General features: G+C 72.8%; 11 protein-coding genes. 3 read left to right on the top strand and 8 right to left on the bottom strand.

Annotated features, from left to right (window positions below; translation table 11 throughout):
• Nucleotides 1-119: 119 nt before the first annotated feature.
• Nucleotides 120-1,943, top strand: coding sequence for a serine hydrolase domain-containing protein (locus tag IEY79_RS03420; protein ID WP_189105765.1), 1,824 nt, complete (start codon nt 120-122; stop codon nt 1,941-1,943).
• 96 nt (nt 1,944-2,039) lie between these two features.
• On the top strand, nt 2,040-2,741 hold the full coding sequence (locus tag IEY79_RS03415; protein ID WP_229700594.1) for a DUF6882 domain-containing protein: 702 nt from the start codon (nt 2,040-2,042) through the stop codon (nt 2,739-2,741).
• 22 nt (nt 2,742-2,763) lie between these two features.
• Here IEY79_RS03415 and IEY79_RS03410 read toward each other — a convergent pair whose 3' ends face one another.
• The 4 genes from IEY79_RS03410 to IEY79_RS03395 all read right to left on the bottom strand — a co-directional run bounded on the left by IEY79_RS03410 (nt 2,764) and on the right by IEY79_RS03395 (nt 9,597).
• On the bottom strand, nt 2,764-4,218 hold the full coding sequence (locus IEY79_RS03410) for an MFS transporter (protein ID WP_189105764.1): 1,455 nt from the start codon (nt 4,216-4,218) through the stop codon (nt 2,764-2,766).
• A gap of 149 nt (nt 4,219-4,367) precedes the next feature.
• Nucleotides 4,368-5,957, bottom strand: coding sequence for a phytoene desaturase family protein (locus IEY79_RS03405; RefSeq protein WP_189105763.1), 1,590 nt, complete (start codon nt 5,955-5,957; stop codon nt 4,368-4,370).
• Between the two features lie 323 nt (nt 5,958-6,280).
• Complete coding sequence (locus IEY79_RS03400) at nt 6,281-8,614, bottom strand: serine/threonine-protein kinase (RefSeq protein WP_189105762.1); 2,334 nt, start codon at nt 8,612-8,614, stop codon at nt 6,281-6,283.
• Complete coding sequence (locus tag IEY79_RS03395; RefSeq protein ID WP_373292457.1) at nt 8,596-9,597, bottom strand: oxygenase MpaB family protein; 1,002 nt, start codon at nt 9,595-9,597, stop codon at nt 8,596-8,598. The genes IEY79_RS03400 and IEY79_RS03395 overlap by 19 nt, the downstream gene beginning before the upstream one ends.
• 136 nt (nt 9,598-9,733) lie before the next feature.
• Between IEY79_RS03395 and IEY79_RS03390 the strand changes: the two genes are divergently transcribed.
• Nucleotides 9,734-11,296 carry an ATP-dependent DNA ligase gene (locus IEY79_RS03390; RefSeq protein WP_189105761.1) on the top strand — a complete coding sequence of 521 codons (1,563 nt, stop codon included), beginning with the start codon at nt 9,734-9,736 and terminating at the stop codon, nt 11,294-11,296.
• Between the two features lie 73 nt (nt 11,297-11,369).
• On the opposite strand, the gene IEY79_RS03385 is transcribed toward IEY79_RS03390, so the two are convergent.
• From IEY79_RS03385 to IEY79_RS03370, 4 genes are all read right to left on the bottom strand, one after another.
• On the bottom strand, nt 11,370-12,422 hold the full coding sequence (locus IEY79_RS03385; RefSeq protein ID WP_189105760.1) for a phosphatidylinositol-specific phospholipase C domain-containing protein: 1,053 nt from the start codon (nt 12,420-12,422) through the stop codon (nt 11,370-11,372).
• Nucleotides 12,423-12,591: 169 nt separating this feature from the next.
• On the bottom strand, nt 12,592-14,523 hold the full coding sequence (locus IEY79_RS03380) for a potassium channel protein (RefSeq protein ID WP_189106019.1): 1,932 nt from the start codon (nt 14,521-14,523) through the stop codon (nt 12,592-12,594).
• Between the two features lie 142 nt (nt 14,524-14,665).
• The gene (locus tag IEY79_RS03375; protein WP_189105759.1) at nt 14,666-15,910 is read right to left on the bottom strand and encodes a methyltransferase; all 1,245 of its coding nucleotides are present in this window, start codon (nt 15,908-15,910) and stop codon (nt 14,666-14,668) included.
• Between the two features lie 65 nt (nt 15,911-15,975).
• A complete protein-coding gene (locus IEY79_RS03370) occupies nt 15,976-16,245 on the bottom strand; it encodes a hypothetical protein (RefSeq protein ID WP_189105758.1) in 270 nt (89 codons plus the stop codon).

Below are 16,245 nucleotides of genomic sequence, written 5' to 3'. Positions count from 1 at the left end.
CACGCTGCCAGAGGTCCCCGGCACCCGCGCGGTGAGCCGCGGCGTCGTCGCCCGTCCGGCACGCGGGCGGTAGCCTCGGGCGGCGAGCGGTTTCGGACGGAGCGTCAGAGGGGTGCCGGATGCGGGCGGACACGGCCGCGGGTGACGGGATCGGCCGGCGGAGGCCGGGCGGCGGGCCGGCGCTCGCAGGCGCGCCGGCGCCCGTACCGTTCGCCGACGCGTCCACCGCCATGAGCGCGGGAGCGGGGCCGCCCGGCCCCGCGGGGCCGGGCTCCGGGCGGCCGTCCCTGACGCTGCGGCGGGGCTCCCCCGAGCGCGCCGGGCTGCTGCCGGGGCCGCTGGAGCGGCTGGTCACGGATGCCGAGCGGTTCCTGGCGCCTTCGCCGGAGCACCCCTGGTACGCGGGCGCGGTCCTGCTCGCCGGGCGCGGTGGCACCGTCGCCCTCCATCGGGCGATCGGCAAGGCGGTGCGCTACTCGGCGTACGACGAGGCGACCGACACCGGGGTGGAGCTGCCGGCCGGCCGGCAGATCGCGATGGCCGAGGACACCGTCTTCGACCTGGCGTCCGTCTCCAAGCTCTTCACCTCGATCCTGGCCGTGCAGCAGATCGAGCGCGGGGCGCTGGCCCTTCAGGGGCGCGTCGCGTCGTACCTTCCCGGCTTCGGCGGCGCGGGCAAGCAGGACATCACCGTCCGTCAACTGCTCACGCACACCTCGGGCTTCGTCGCCTGGATCCCGCTCCACAAGGAGCCCACGCGGGAGGGAAAGCTCCGGATGCTGTGGGACGAGGCGCCCACGAGTCCGCCGGGCAGTGTCTACCGGTACTCCGACCTCAACCTGATCTCCCTTCAGCTCGTCCTGGAGGAGATCACCGGGCGCGCGCTGGACGTGCTGCTGCGTGAGGACATCACCGCCCCCCTGGGCATGCACCGCACCCGCTTCAACCCTCCCCCGTCCTGGCGGCCGAAGATCGCGGCCACGGAGGACATGCGGAGGCCGTGGTCGGAGCTCGACCGCGGGCTGGTGTGGGGAGAGGTGCACGACGAGAACGCGTACGGCTTCGGCGGGGTCGCCGGTCACGCCGGCGTCTTCTCGTGCGCCTGGGACCTGGCGGTGCTGGGCCGTACGCTCCTGAACGGCGGCGCGTACGGCGGGGCGAGGATTCTGCGTCCGGCGTCGGTCGAGCTGATGTTCACCGACTTCAACACCGGCTTCCCCGGTGACGCGCACGGTCTGGGCTTCGAGCTCTACCAGCACTGGTACATGGGGGCCATGGCCACGCCGCGTACGGCGGGGCACACCGGCTTCACCGGGACCAGTCTGGTGCTCGATCCGACGACCGACTCGTTCCTCGTCGTGCTCGGCAACTCCGTTCATCCGGTGCGCAGTTGGCGATCCAGCAGTGCTCCGCGGGTCGCCGCCGCCGACAGCCTGGCGCGCGCCGTGCCCGTCTCGCCCGGGAGGGGCCGGAGCGCGTGGTTCTCGGGCATGGCCACCGGCGCCACGGCCACGCTCACGCTGCCCGCGCTGCGCGTCGCCACCGGGCGGGGGCGGGTGCGCTGCTCGCTGTGGTGGGACACGGAGCCCGGTACCGATGTCCTGGTCCTGGAGGCGGCCGACTGCTCCGCGGGAGCCGAGTGGGTGCCTGTCCCCTTCACGACGACGCGCTCCGGTGAGCAGGCCGGCACCGCGCGTCCCACGGGCTCGGTCTCGGGCTGGTCGGGGCGCGTGTGGCACCGGCTCCATGCCCGCCTCGCCGCCTGGCGGGGGCGCGAGGTGCGGCTGCGGTGGCGGTACACGACAGGGGGCGCCTGCGTCGGCCGTGGGGCGTATGTGGAAGGGCTGCGGGTCGAGGACGGCGACCGTACGGTGTTCGACGACTCGCGGCGCGAGGACGCGGCGCGCGTCGAGCCGGCCGGCTGGAGCGTGTCCCCGGACTGAGTCCTGGCGCGTCCCGCTCTCACGAACCGCCGTCGCGGTCGGCCGCCCTTCGTACCCTTGTGCGACGGTCGAAGAGGAGCGCACTAGGGTCATCGCGTGACCGCGACCACCGCCTTCAGCGACCCGTTCCTCCGGATGACCGAGCCGCACGCCGCCTGGGGTGCCCAACAGCTCGAAGCCTTCAACGAGTTCATGCCGACCGGGCCGTGGACCGCCGATCTCGACCAGCGGCTCTACCGCCAGGCGGGCCGCGATCTGCGTATCTCCGTGCTGGGCAGCTTCGACACCTCGGAGGGGTCCTGGCTGTGGGGATGGGCGAACCCCGGTTTCGGCGAATCGCCCGTCGTCGGCGCGGCGAACGAGATACGGCGGCTGGGTGAGGCCCACGGCATCCCCGAGTTCACCACCGACCTGGTCGACCTGTCGGCGTTCGACGACCCCCGGTTCGCGGTGGAGACCCTCGCCTTCGGGGCGATGGGCGCGCTCGGCGCGGCCGGTTACCTCGGCGTCCAGGCCTCCCCCGAGGGCCGTCTGTACATGGTGCCGGACGACCCGCGGGTGCCGCGTGCCGTGCCCGACGGCATCACGCTGCCGCGTGTCCTGCTGACGGGTGCGGGCCTGCTCGCCGGGAGTTCGGCCCGCGCCGTGGTCACGGGATACTTCGGCCATCACGGGCTGACGCCGCGTCAGGAGGCGGACCGGGTGAGCGCCGAGCTGCCGGGGGGCGCCACGGCCCAGGTGCTGTTCGACGACGCGGGCCGGATCGCCTCCGTCGAGATGAAGAACGTCTCCGGGTAGGCGTTCGCGCCGGGCGGGAGCGTCACTTGCGGACCGACAGCGGGGTGGCGATGTCCTCCAGGGACCTGCCCTCGGCGGCCACCGCGAAGAACACGGCGACCACGCCGGCGGCGACCATCAGCGACGCTCCGACGCAGAACGCGATGACGGCGTCGCCGACGACCCCGCTGTCGGTGAGGCTCGCGAACAGCAGCGGTCCGGAGATCCCGCCCGCCGCCGTACCGATGGCGTAGAAGAACGCGATCGCCATGGCGCGTGTCTCCATGGGGAAGATCTCGCTGACGGTCAGATAGGCGGAGCTGGCTCCGGCGGACGCGAAGAAGAGCACCACGGCCCAACAGACGGTCATGGTGGTCGCGTCGAGCCAGCCCTCGTTGAAGAACCAGGCGGTGAGGAAGAGCAGCAGCCCCGAGACGATGTACGTCCCCGCGATCATCGGCCTGCGCCCCACCGTGTCGAACAGCCGCCCGAGCAGCAGTGGTCCGAGGAAGTTGCCGAAAGCGATCGCGGCGAAGTAGTAACCGGTCGAGCCGCTGGACACGTCGAAGAAGTTCACCAGGATGGCGCCGAAGCCGAAGGTGATCGCGTTGTACAGGAACGCCTGGCCGATGAAGAGGGAGAAGCCGAGCGTCGCGCGCTTGGGGTAGACGCGGAACAGCGTCTTCGCGATCTCGACGAACCCGATGCTCCTGTGCTGTTCGATGGTGATGGACCCCCCGGGCTCCGGCAGTTTCTTCCCGGTCTCCTGTTCGATCTGGCGCTCCGCGCCGGAGACGATCTCCTCGGCTCCTTCGTCGTGTCCGTGGATGAACATCCACCGCGGGCTCTCCGGAACATGCCGGCGGACCAGCAGGATGACGAATCCGAGGACGACGCCGAGCGCGAACGTCAGCCGCCAGCCGACGTCCTTGGGGAAGATGCTCGTGTTGAGCGCGAGGACGGAGAGCAGGGCCCCGGCCATGGCGCCGAGCCAGAAGCTGCCGTTGATGATGAGGTCGACGCGGCCGCGGTACTTGCTGGGGATGAGTTCGTCGATGGCGGAGTTGATCGCCGCGTACTCCCCACCGATGCCGAAGCCGGTGAAGAAGCGGAAGACGCAGAACCACCAGACGGTGTACGAGAGAGCGGTCAGCGCGGTCGCGATCAGATAGACCGCGAGGGTGACGAGAAAGAGCTTCTTACGGCCGAACCGGTCGGTGAGCCAGCCGAAGAAGAGCGCCCCCGAGCACGCGCCGGCCACATAGATGGCCGCGGCCGCGCCGGTGACCTCGGCCGCGCTGATCGGCAGGCCGCTGCCGTCCTCGGAGAGGCGGCTCGCGATGTTGCCGACGACGGTGACTTCGAGGCCGTCCAGAATCCATACGGTGCCGAGGCCGATCACGATCATCCAGTGCCACCGTGACCACGGCAACCGGTCGAGTCGCGCCGGGACCTCCGTGGTGACCGTCCCGAGGGCCGGGGCTCCGCTCTGGCTCATGCTCTGCCTCCTCGCTGGCGGCGGCGCCCTCGGCGCGGCTGACGCCCCGACTCCGTGTACCCGGGGCCCAAAGAAGACAAACGGGGCATCGTCCGTACGGCGCAAGGGCCGTACGGACCGATGGGCGGCACCGGGTACGCGGGCCGGGCTCAGCTCGTCGCGCCCCGGACCGCCTCCAGCACGGCCATGGCTGCGTTGTGACCTGGCACTCCGCTGACGCCGCCACCGCGCACGGCGCCCGCCCCGCACAGCAGCACGTTCGCGTGGGCGGTCTCCACGCCCCACCGGCCCGTGCCGGGCGTGGCGTAGGGGAACGCGAGATCACGGTGGAAGATGTGGCCGCCGGGCAGCCGCAGTTCACGTTCGAGGTCGACGGGCGTCTTCGCCTCGATGCAGGGCCTTCCTTCGGCGTCCACGGCGAGGCAGTCGGCGATCGGCTCGGCCAGATGGGCGTCGAGCTGCTCCAGGGTCGCCCTGAGCAGTTCGTCGCGCACGGTGTCGTTGGCATCGGCGAACAGCCGGGCGGGGGTGTGCAGTCCGAAGAGGGTGAGGGTCTGGTAGCCCTGCTCGGCGAGCTCCGGGGACAGGATCGACGGGTCGGTCAGCGAGTGGCAGTAGATCTCGGAGGGCGGCGCGGACGGCAGCCTGCCGCCGGCCGCCTCCTCGTACGCCGTCGCCAACTGCCGGTAGCCCTCCGCGATGTGGAACGTCCCGGCGAACGCGTCGCGCGGGTCGACGCTCCGGTCACGCAGCCGCGGCAGCCGGCGCAGCAGCATGTTGACCTTCAGCTGGGCGCCCTCGGCGGGTGGGGCGGGCGGCGCGTCGCCGAGCAGCCCGGCGAGCGCCCGCGGGGACGCATTCACGAGAACGTGGCGGGCCGCGACGCTCCCGGTGTCGCCCGCCTCCGTACGGAAGGAGACTTCGGCGTGGCCGCCGTCCGTCTCGACGCGGGTCGCCTCGTGGCCGGTGACGATCTCCGCCCCGGCCGCGCGTGCCGCGCCGGCGAGCGCGTCGGTGAGCGCGCCCATGCCGCCGACCGGCACGTCCCAGTCACCGGTGCCACCGCCCACCACGTGGTAGAGGAAGCAGCGGTTCTGCGGGAGGGACGGGTCGTGGGCATCGGCGAAGGTGCCGATCAGCGCGTCGGTGAGGACGACTCCGCGTACGAGGTCGTCGGCGAAGCGGTCCTCGATCGCGACACCGATCGGTTCCTCGAAAAGCATGCGCCAGGCGGCCTCGTCGTCGATCCGGGCGCGCAACTCGGCGCGCTCGGGCAGCGGTTCGGTGAGGGTCGGGAAGACGCGCTCGGCGACGCGGAGGGTCGAGCCGTAGAAGGACTGCCAGGCCGCGTACTCGCTGTCGCCTCCGGTCAGTCGGGCGAAGGACTCCCTCGTACGGTCGGCCCCACCGCCCACGAGCAGTCCGGTCGGCCCCCCGCCGCGCTCGGCGGGTGTGTACGAGGAGACGGTCCGCTTCCGCACGGCGAACCGCAGCCCGAGCTCGTCCACGATCTTCCGGGGCAGCAGCGACACGAGGTACGAGTAGCGGGAGAGACGCGCGTCGACACCGGCGAAGGGGCGGGTGGAGACGGCGGCCCCACCGGTGTGTCCGAGACGCTCCAGAACGAGGACGGAGCGCCCGGCCCCGGCGAGATAGGCGGCGGCGACGAGTCCGTTGTGACCGCCGCCGACGATCACGGCGTCGTAGGAGGCGCGGGCGGGAGAGGCGAGTGCGGGCATGGCTCTTGGTAACACGTCCGCGCCCACGACGGGACCCCGCCCCGTCCGACCGGCCCACGAGGGCGACGGGACAGCCCTTGGGCCGTGTCTTCAAGGTCCCGCCCGGCCTCCGGGCGGACGGCGCTGCTGTGAAGACACGACAGACCCTAGGGCGTGTCCGCAAAGTAGCGCCGTCCGCCCGCAGGGCGGGGCCCGGGGCGTCTGGTGCGGTGCATCGCAAGGCGGAGAATCGGCCTCGTACCGGGCGTACTCGGCCGACTTCGACAACGCGGCGAGGCGCCGTACCAGACGCGCTGGGCCAGGCGGGACTTTGCGGACACGCCCTAGGGCCGGCCCGCCTCGCGCTGCTGTCGCAGGGCCGCCACCCGGCGGTAGAGCTCCACCGCCTCGCCGCCCCTGCCCAGTTGTTCGAGGCAGTGCGCCTCGTCGTTGCGGCTGGCCAGGGTGTCCGGGTGGTCCGGGCCCAGGACGCGTTCGCGGGACTCCGCCACACTGCGGTAGACCGCCAGGGCGTCGGACCAGCGGCTCAGCCAGCCCAGGCCGACGGCGACCTCGCGGCGGCTGACCAGGGTGTCCGGGTGGTCCGGGCCCAGCACTCGTTCGCGGATCGCGCAGACGTCGCGGGACTCCGCCAGGGCTTCCTCCCAGCGGGCGAGGCGGCCGAGGTTCACCCCGAGGCCGTGGCGGGCGCGCAGCGTCTCGGGGTCGGTGGGGCCGTGGACACGGGTGCGGTCGTCGACGAGGCCCCGGTAGAGATCCAGGGCCTCGGCGCTGCGGCCGAGGCGGCCGAGGCTTATGCCGACCTCGTAGCGCGCCGCGAGGCTGTCGGGGTGGTCCCCGCCCAGCGCGTGGGTGCGGCCTGCCGCGACGTCGCGGTACGTCTGGAGCGCCTCCGTCCAGCGGCCCAGCATGCCGAGCGCGTACGCGACCTCGTACCGGGTGACCAGCGTGTCGGGGTGGTTGGCGCCCAGCACCCTGCCGCGCGCCTCCGCCACCTCCAGCGCCATCCGGTACGAGTCCTCGATCCGGCCGAGCCGGCTGAGGTTGAAGGCGAGGTTGTGGCGGCAGCGCAGGGTGTCGGGGTGGTCGGGCCCCATGGTGCGTTCACGGGAGGCGAGCACCGCCGCGTACACCTCGTGCGCCTCGAAGTGCCTGCCGAGCTGGCCCAGGACGTACGCGGTCTCCTGGCGCGCGGCCAGGGTCTCCGGGTGGTCGGGGCCGAGGGCCCGTTCGCGGCCCTCCGTGACGCGTACGAACTCCCGCAGCGCGTCCGACGTCCGGCCGGTCCGGCTGAGCGTGAAGCCCACCTCGTAGCGGCTGCCGAGGGTGTCGGGATGATCGGGCCCGAGCATGTGTTCCCGCTCGGCCGCGACCGAGCGGTGCACCTCGCCCGCCTCGTCCCAGCGCCCGAGCCTGCCCAGGCTGAGGCCCGCGCTGTGCCGGCTGTTGAGCACGGCGATCTGCTCGGGCGAGGGCGTGGGGCGCTCACGGGACGCGTAGCCGCCAGCCGAGGTCCCGGCCGGTCCCGACGGCGTGGTCCACTCACCGGTGAGTCCCGCCGTGTGGTCGGGCGGCGTGGTGCGCAGGGCGGAGGAGCCGGTCGCCTTGTGGCCGACGGTCATGCCGTACGTCCAGGAGGGCAGCCGGGACGCCCTCGGGTCCTGACCGCCGGCGGCGTGCCCGTGGGACGTGGAGCCGGCGGCCGACGGCGGGTGCGCGAGCATGGGCGACAGGGCCGGCGGACGGCCCATCCGCCCTTCCCGCCCGTAACGGCCGTAGCGTCCGGTCGTTTCGGGGTGCTCCGAGATGGACCGGGCCGCGATGATCCGGTGCCGCAGCGCGGTGGCGTCCGACGGACGCTCGTCGGGCGTCTTGGCCAGCAGGTCGAGGACGATCCGGTCGAGGAACTCGGGAAGTTCGGACCGGTGGCTCCGCAACGGCTGGGGCGCGGTGTCCCGGTGACCGACCAGGACGGCCCACGCGTCGTCCAGGTCGAAGGGCGGGGCGCCGGTGGCGATCTCGTAGAGCACACAGCCGAGCGAGTACAGATCGCTGCGATGGTCTATGTGTCCGCCGCCGATCTGCTCGGGCGACATGTAGTGCGGCGTGCCCATCGCGATGCCGGTGCCGGTGAGTTTGGACGTGAAGCCGATGTCGTGGCCGAGCCTGGCGATGCCGAAGTCGCAGATCTTCACCGCGCCGTCGGTCAGCCGCACGATATTGGCTGGCTTCAAGTCCCGGTGGACGATGCCCTGTTCGTGCGTGTACGCGAGCGCGTCCGCGACCTGCTCGGCGATGTCGACGATGTCCGGCACATCGAGCGGACCCTGGCTGTTGTCCTCCAGGAGCTGGCTGAGGTTACGCCCTTCGAGCAGCTCCATCACGAGATACAGCACACCGTCGTGCTCGCCGAAGTCGTGGACGACGGTGACGCCCCGGTGCTGGAGGGCCGCCGCGACACGCGCCTCCCGGCGGAACCGTTCGCGGAGCACCCGGGTGAACGACTGATCCTGCTGCGGACCGAGCGGCTTGAGGCATTTGACGGCGACGTGCCGGCCCAGCGATTCGTCCTGGGCCCGCCACACCTCGCCCATGCCACCGCGCCCGATCAGATCGAGCAGCCGGTACCGGCCCTGGATCAGACTGGTTTCCGCCATCGCCTGCTGTCGCCCCCGTCACCTCGCTGCGCCCTCCCCGGCCCGTCCAGTATGGCCGCCTGTCTGCGGAGTTTGGCAGCCTGTCGCCTGAGTTTGCGTGGGCCGGGCCGGGTCTCGCGTCCGAGCCTGGCCATCGCGCCTCTGATGTGGCCCGGTGGGACGCGCCGGCGCAGCCACCCGGGGACGGCCCGCAGGACCGCCCCGGTGACGACGAGTCGGCGGGTGACCCGCCGTGGGCCGGGGGCCGCTCTGCCGTACAACTCGTGGGCGTAGCCGGGCAGTGAGTCGTACGCGAGGGCCGACACGTGCCGCCACAGCACCGCGCGGGCGGGGACGAGCAGCGGGTGGACGGGGGGACGGCGCAGGAAGTCGTCCACCTCGCGCGCCTCCGGGCCGCCGGCCAGCTCCGGTCGTACCCGCTCGAAGTACGCGGCGAGTTCGGCCCTGTTGGCGGGCACGAGCGCCGGGTCGAGGCCCACGAGGCGGGCGCCCGCCCGGTGTTCGTCGATGTAGAGGTCGGCCTGGGCGTCGGTGACGGGGAGTCCTGAGCGGCGCAGGAGGTGCAGGTAGGAGTCGACCTCGGCGCAGTGCACCCAGAGCAGCAGGTCGGGTTCGTCGACGCCGTAGCGCTCGCCCGTCACGGGGTCGGTGACCTTGATGCGGGTGTGGATGCGGCGGACGCGGGCGCCGGCCCTCTCGGCGGCCTCCGTGGTGCCGTAGCTGATGGTGCCGACGAAGTTGGCCGTCCGTCTCAGCCGCCCCCAGGCGTCCTTCCTGAAGTCGCTGTTCTGTATGACGCCGCGTACGGCACGCGGGTGCAGCGCCTGGAGGTAGAGCGCGCGGACTCCGGCGATCCACATCATCGGGTCGCCGTGCAGCTGCCAGGTGACCGAGTCGGGGCCGAAGAGTCCTGGGTCGGCTCGGGAAGCACCGGGAGGAAGGGTCTGCCGGCGGGCGTCCGCGTGGGTGTCTCCGTGGCTCACGCTCGCTCACCCCTCCGCTGCTTCTCCGCCGGACCGCCAGGTTAGCCCTCCCGGGCCCGCCGTCCGGCACGGGACCGGGCGGGCTCCGGCGGGCTCCGGGGAAGCGCGCGGGCGCGGGGCGTTGCAGGATGGCCGCATGCTGCTGGCCACCCTCGCCCATGTCTCGCAGGAGGTCGCCGCCACGTCGGCGCGGTCCCGGAAGATCGCCCTGCTGGCCGAACTCTTCCGCGCGGCCGGGCCCGCCGATGTGCCGGTCGTCATCCCCTGGCTGGCGGGCCGGTTGCCGCAGGGGCGGATCGGGGTCGGCTGGCACTCGCTGAAGGACCCGGTGCCTGCGGCGGACGAGGCCACGCTGACCATCCACGAGGCGGACGAGGCGGTCACCGCTCTCGCCGCCGTCGCCGGTCCCGGCTCGCAGGCCGAGCGCAGACGGCTGGTCCAGGCCCTGCTGGGCGCGGCGACCGGGGAGGAACAGCGGTTCCTGATCGCGCTGCTCTCCGGTGAGGTGCGCCAGGGCGCGCTGGACGCCGTCGCCGGGGAGGCACTCGCGCAGGCGACGGAGGCGCCGCCCGCCGCCGTCCGGCGGGCGGTGATGCTGGCCGGGTCGCTCCAGAGCGTCGCCGAGCGGCTGCTGGCGGACGGTCCCGGGGCGCTGGAGGAGTTCCGGCTGACCGTCGGCCGCCCGGTGCTGCCGATGCTCGCGCGGACGGCGGCGGGCGTGGCCGAGGCCGTGGAGCGGCTCGGGCCGTGCGCCGTGGAGGAGAAGCTGGACGGGATCCGCGTACAGGTCCACCGGGAGGGTGACGCGGTACGGGTCTACACCCGCACCCTCGACGACATCACCGACCGGCTGCCGGAGGTGACGGCCGCCGCGCTGGCCCTGGACGGTGACCGCTTCATCCTGGACGGGGAGGTCATCGCCCTGGACGCGGACGGCAGGCCCCGCCCGTTCCAGGAGGTCGCGGGGCGGGTCGGCTCGCGTACCGATGTACGGGCGGCGGCGGTCGCGTTGCCGCTGTCGCCCGTCTTCTTCGACGTGCTCGCCGCCGACGGCGAAGAACTGCTGGACCTGTCGTACGCCGAGCGCCGTACGACGCTGGACCGGCTGGTCCCGGCGCCGATGCGCGTCCGGCGGGTCGTGGTGCCGGGGCGGGACGACGCGGGTGAGGATTCGGCGCCGGACACCGCCGAGGCGGTGGAGTTCCTGCGGGTCACGCTGGAGCGGGGCCACGAAGGCGTCGTGATCAAGGCGCTCGACACCCCGTACAGCGCGGGCAGGCGCGGGGCCGGATGGGTGAAGGTCAAACCCGTCCATACGCTGGACCTGGTGGTGCTGGCCGCCGAGTGGGGTCACGGCAGGCGCACCGGCCGCCTGTCGAATCTGCATCTGGGCGCCCGGCGGCCGGACGGCTCGTTCGTGATGCTGGGCAAGACGTTCAAGGGCCTGACGGACGCGATGCTGGAGTGGCAGACGGCGCGTCTGCGGGAGTTGGCCGTGGACGACGACGGCTTCACCGTACGGGTGCGTCCTGAGCTGGTGGTGGAGATCGCGTACGACGGGCTCCAGCGCTCGTCCCGCTATCCGGCGGGAGTGACGCTGCGGTTCGCGCGGGTGCTGCGCCACCGTGAGGACAAACCGGCGTCGGAGGCGGACACGCTGGAGACGGTCCTCGGGGCCCACGGCCCGTCCGGCGCGTGAGCACGCGGTCGCTGCGCGCGGGTTGCGCGGCCCGGGGGACCGCGCAACCCGGCGTACGGCGCGGGGACGGCGGCTACTGGGCCGCGCCGCGCTCCACGACGGTCGCGAGGACGGACGGCAGCGGGTACCAGTCCGCCGACGCGATGCTCGCGTGCTTACGCGCAAGCAGCGCGACGCGGTCCCGCGCCTGCGCCTCGGTCGGGTTCGTGCCGTCGATGGCGGGCGCCACCGAGTGGGCGTCCGTCATGACGACCAGGTAGTGCCGCTGGTCGTACCAGGCGGTGTCGAAGCCCTCGGCGGCGTAGATGGACGCGGAGCCGTCGAAGACGACGAACCACGGCCGGAGCGAGGCGTCCGTGTACCTGGTACGGGGGTCCCCGGCGGTGGCGCCGAGCACGGCGGGGAAGGCCGCCGCCTCGCCGAGCCGGCCGGCGGCGGCGAGGTCCCGCAGATGGGTCGCGTACTCGCGGTCGGTCCACAAGGTGTCGAGGGGGTTCTGCTGCTCGACGGTGCCGGGGATCAGCTCGAATATGAACTTGCCCGCGAGCGCGGAGCGCGCCGGCCAGCCCCGCTCCTGGACTGCGGTGTCGAGGTTCGCGCTGCCGCCCACCAGGTCGGCGGGGCGGAAGAGGGCGTCGCCGAGGGTGGAGCCGAGGAGCGCGTCCAGCGCGGCGGGACCGCGTCCGGCCTTGCCCTGGAAGCCGTCCTTCAGCTCGACCTTGACGAGGATGGGCCGGTGGCCGGGGTTGGCGTCGTGCCAGGCCTTCATGTCCTTGAGGCAGCCGGGCAGGCCCTGGTCGCGTGCCTTGGTGCGCAGTTCACCGGCGTTGGCGGCGTTCACGCAGTTGCTGTTGCTGCCCAGCGGGTTGCTGTGCGAGACCCGCCAGGAGGCACCGAACACATTGGTCCACACGTCGAGTTCGAGCATCCCGGCGCCGGAGTCCAGCGCGTCGGCGAAGTACGGGAAGGTCGTCTTCTCGTACGCGTTGTGGACCCCGACCCCGGTGGAAGAGGAGTACGGCAGCTGGTCGTCGGCGGCGGCGGTGCCCGCCTGACTCAGGGCGCCCACCAGGGCCAGTGCCCCGGCCGCGCTCGCGGCAACTGTCGTACGCATGAGTCTTCCCATGTTCCCGGCCTTCCCGTCATACGAGTGAAGTGACGGGAACAGTAGGGCAGTCGTGTGACGTACGGGGGGACAGGGGCTTACGTGATCCGGCACTGTTCGCAGTACGGCGGGAACAGACGCATCCGTGGCCGATATCCGCGTCGCGGCGCCAGGGCCTGCGCGAGAGCCCTCAGGGCACGGAGGGCCGGGGCGGCGTCGACTGGCGGCCCATCAACTCGGCCAGACCCCGCCGGGTGGCGGCGAGCACGACACGGTCCTGGGGGCGCAGCACGTACCCCGGGTGCAGGTCCCAGACCAGGCCGGTGGTGCGGTCCTCGTCGTGGTCACGGCGGGTGTCGGCGAGATCGGGCAGCCGGTCCCCCGGCGCCGCCGTGTCCAGCGCGATGATCCGCCAGGCGCCCGGTCTGAACACCTCGGCGACGGTGCGCCCTTCGAGCCTCGGATGTCCGGCCACATCGATGGCGGCGACCAGGAGCACCTTCCGCTCCACCGGGATGGCTCCCAGGATCTGACGCCCCATCATGGCGATGGCGAAGGCCGGTGCCGCGAGCGTGGAGACGCTGCGGCTCCGGGTGAGGGCCCGGGGGTGGGCCGCGCGGAGCGTCCGGTAGACGGCGGTGGCGAACTCGTCGTCGTACAGCCGCAGTGCGACCCGCAGGTCCGGCTTGACCGAACGCGCGTACAGGGCAGCTTCGAGGTTGGTCACGTCCACACTGGTGAGGGCGAGAAGGGCGTGCGCCCGGTGCACCTTGGCCGCCTCCAGGACCCCTTCCTGCGTCACGTCGCCGACCACCGTCGGCACCCGCAGGCTCCGCGCGAGGGCGATGCCCCGGGCCTCGGGGTCCTCCTCCACGCACACCACGGGTATGTCGAGTTCACGCAGCCGTACGAGGACCCTGCTGCCGATCTTCCCGAGACCGAGCAGCACGATGTGGCCGGAGAGTCCGCGGGGCGGCCTGCGCAGGGCCGAGGCGTTGCGGAACGTGCCGAGCGCTTCGAGTACGGCGGCCAGCAGGACCGGGAGCAGCAGCAACCCGGCCACTCCGGAGAGGAGTTGGACCAGCTGACGGTCCAGATCCTCGCCGGTGGCGGGGTCTCCGATGCCGAACAGATCGAGCAGGACGATGTACGTCGCGTGCAGCGGATGGTCGTCGGTGGTGATCCAGGAGGCGACGGCCAGGGCCAGTACGGCGGCGGCGATACCCGCGAAGGACCAGCGCAGCCGGCGCGAGAAGAGCGAGCCCAGCGGTGCGCCGCGCCCCGTGGTCCGCCGCCGTGACAGCGGCTCGCCCTCGTGGGAGACGGCCTCCAGGACGACGGTCCCCCGGCCGGTGGCCGCCGCGGTGCTGGCGTCGTCGGGCAGCAGCCGGGGCCCGTCGTGCCCGCTGCTGTCCGAACCCTCAGCGCCCGCCGGGTCGTTGGTGGTGGACGACAGCAGGGCGAGGGTGCACAGACCGGGGTCGGCGACCTCGCCGGGGCCCGGCGGATTGCGCTCCACGGCCCGCAGCATCAGCCCGTCGGCGCGGACGATCTTGCTGGTGCCGGCGACGGCGGTGGCCGCCAGCGCGGGGGCGGCTGTGTCGGCGTCCGAGAGCACGGTGGTGGACGCGTCGAGCGCGGCGACGTCCAGGCCGGGGACGGCGACGGCCGCCGCCTGGTCCAGCAGCTCTTCGAGATGCTGGCCGAGCTTGCGGTTGTAGAGCCTGATGACCAGGCGCAGTTGGGGGTTGAGACGGCGTGCGGCGAGGGCGGTCCTGATGTTGACCTCGTCGTCGTCGTGGACGAGCGCGAGCGCCGCCGCCTCGGCGACTCCCGCCTCGACGAGGACGTCTGTGTCGAGTTCCGCGGCCTCGATGAGCCGCGGGAGCGCGGCATCGCCCGTCCGGCCTTCCGGAGTGCCGGTCGCGGGGCCGTATGTGCGGGCCATGACCGCCGACATCCGGCCGATGAGGGCGGACGCCCTGCCACGGCCGGTGAGGGGCGCCGGGTCCCGGCGTTCCGCGCGTACCGGCGGGACGACGAGGGTCACCTGTTCTCCGTAGACCTCACGCAGTTCACCGGCCAGCCGGTGGCTGAGCGCGTCGTCGCCGCACACGATCATATGGCCGGGCTGCGAGCCGTGTGGGACCTGGGACGGGAGTTGCGGCAGTGACGTCACAGGCACAGTGTGCCCAACGGGACGTCCAAGAAGGCAAGTTCGGGCCGGTCAGCGGGTCGGGACCGGACCCCGGGCGCCGTGACGGTCAGCGCCGGACGGCGCGCAGGACCACGAACTTCGGATCGCTCGCCATCACGTCGCAGTTGCCGAAGAGCCGCCGCAGCTTGGTGTGGTAGCCGAGATGCCTGTTGCCGACGACCCACAGCTCGCCGCCGGAGCGCAGCGCCTCGCGCGACCCGGTGAACATCCGCCAGGCGGTCGCGTCGGTGGTCGCCTGATGGGTGTGGAAGGGCGGATTGTTGAGGACGAGATCGGCCGACCCGGGGGCCACCGTGGCCAGGGCGTCACCGACGACGAACTCCGCCGGATTGCCGGTGTCGACGTTCTTGCGGAAGGTCGCCTCGGCGGACGCCACGGCGGAGAAGGACTCGTCGATGAACGTCAGCCGGGCCTCCGGATTGGCCACGGCGACGGCCGTGCCGACGACACCGTTTCCGCAGCCGAGGTCGACGACATGCTCCCGGCCGCGCCGCTCGGGCAGATTGCGTAGGAAGAACCTCGTACCGATGTCGAGCCGTTCGGCGCAGAAGATACCGGCGTGGCTGGTGACGGTCAGCCCGGAGGCGGCGCCCACGCCCTCGGGCACGGTGTACGAGATCGGCCAGGGGCCCGCCGCCGCGCGGTCGGCGGACCGGCCGCCGTCACCGCCCCGGCCCCGGGTGCGGTCGGTGGCCGGCGCGCAGAAGATCAGACGCGCCTTCTTCACGGCGAGCGAGGTCCGGGTGGGGCCGAGGATCTGCTCGAAGAGCCGCAGGGTGGAGGTGTGGATCTCGGTGACCTTGCCGGTGCCGACGACCACGGTCTCCGGCCCCAGGGCGGGCGCCAGCCGGTGCAGCTGGTCCTCCAGAAGGGAGAGGCTCTTGGGCACCCTGATCAGCAGGACGTCGATCCGCCCTGGCGGTGTGTCCCGCGCCGACAGCAGCCGCACGGCATCGGTGTCGATGCCGTTGCGCAGCAGGTTGGCGCGGGTCGCCCGCTGGGTGAGGTACGAGTCGGTGATCTGTACGGGGTGGTGCGGCGCGAGCGCGGTGGCGAGCGCGCCCCACCGGTCGCCGACGACGACCACGGTGCCGGACAGATCGACGCCGCCGTCGACGCCGTCCTCGGCGCCGCCGCTGCCGGCGGCGGCCTCCTCCGCCTCGGCCTCCGCCTCGGCGAGATGCCGCAGCAGATACTCGTCGGCCGCGTCCCAGGCCCGGAGCGTGTCGCGGGGCTGCTCGGGAAAGCGGGCAAGGTCGAGATCGCCCCAGGGCGTCGTCAAACGGTTCATCGTCCGCTCAGGCTAACCGAGCGCGCGGGCCGCCCCCGCGTCGGCGTAACCCGCTGAACTGCCGTTCAGCCGTTCCCGTCGGTTCGTTCCCGGTCCTGCGCCGCCTGTTCCCTGGCCATCTCGCGGGCGCGCTGGAGCGCCGCCCTGGCCTGCCGCACGGTGAGTACGGCGGCGAACTCGGACCGCGCGATGTCCAGGACGACGTCCGCGTCGGCGGGCGGCTCAGGATGGTTGCGCAGCGCGATGTCGGCCGCCGCCAGCGCGAGGATGTCGTCGTCCGGCGACGCGTCCGGCTGGGACATGCTGCGCATGACCTGGTGCCAGAGCCCGCTCAT

This window comes from Streptomyces camponoticapitis (assembly GCF_014646115.1).
GTDB lineage: Bacteria > Actinomycetota > Actinomycetes > Streptomycetales > Streptomycetaceae > Streptomyces > Streptomyces camponoticapitis.
The sequence above is the reverse complement of the archived record's forward strand: the minus strand, read 5'-3'. Positions and strand labels throughout refer to the sequence as shown.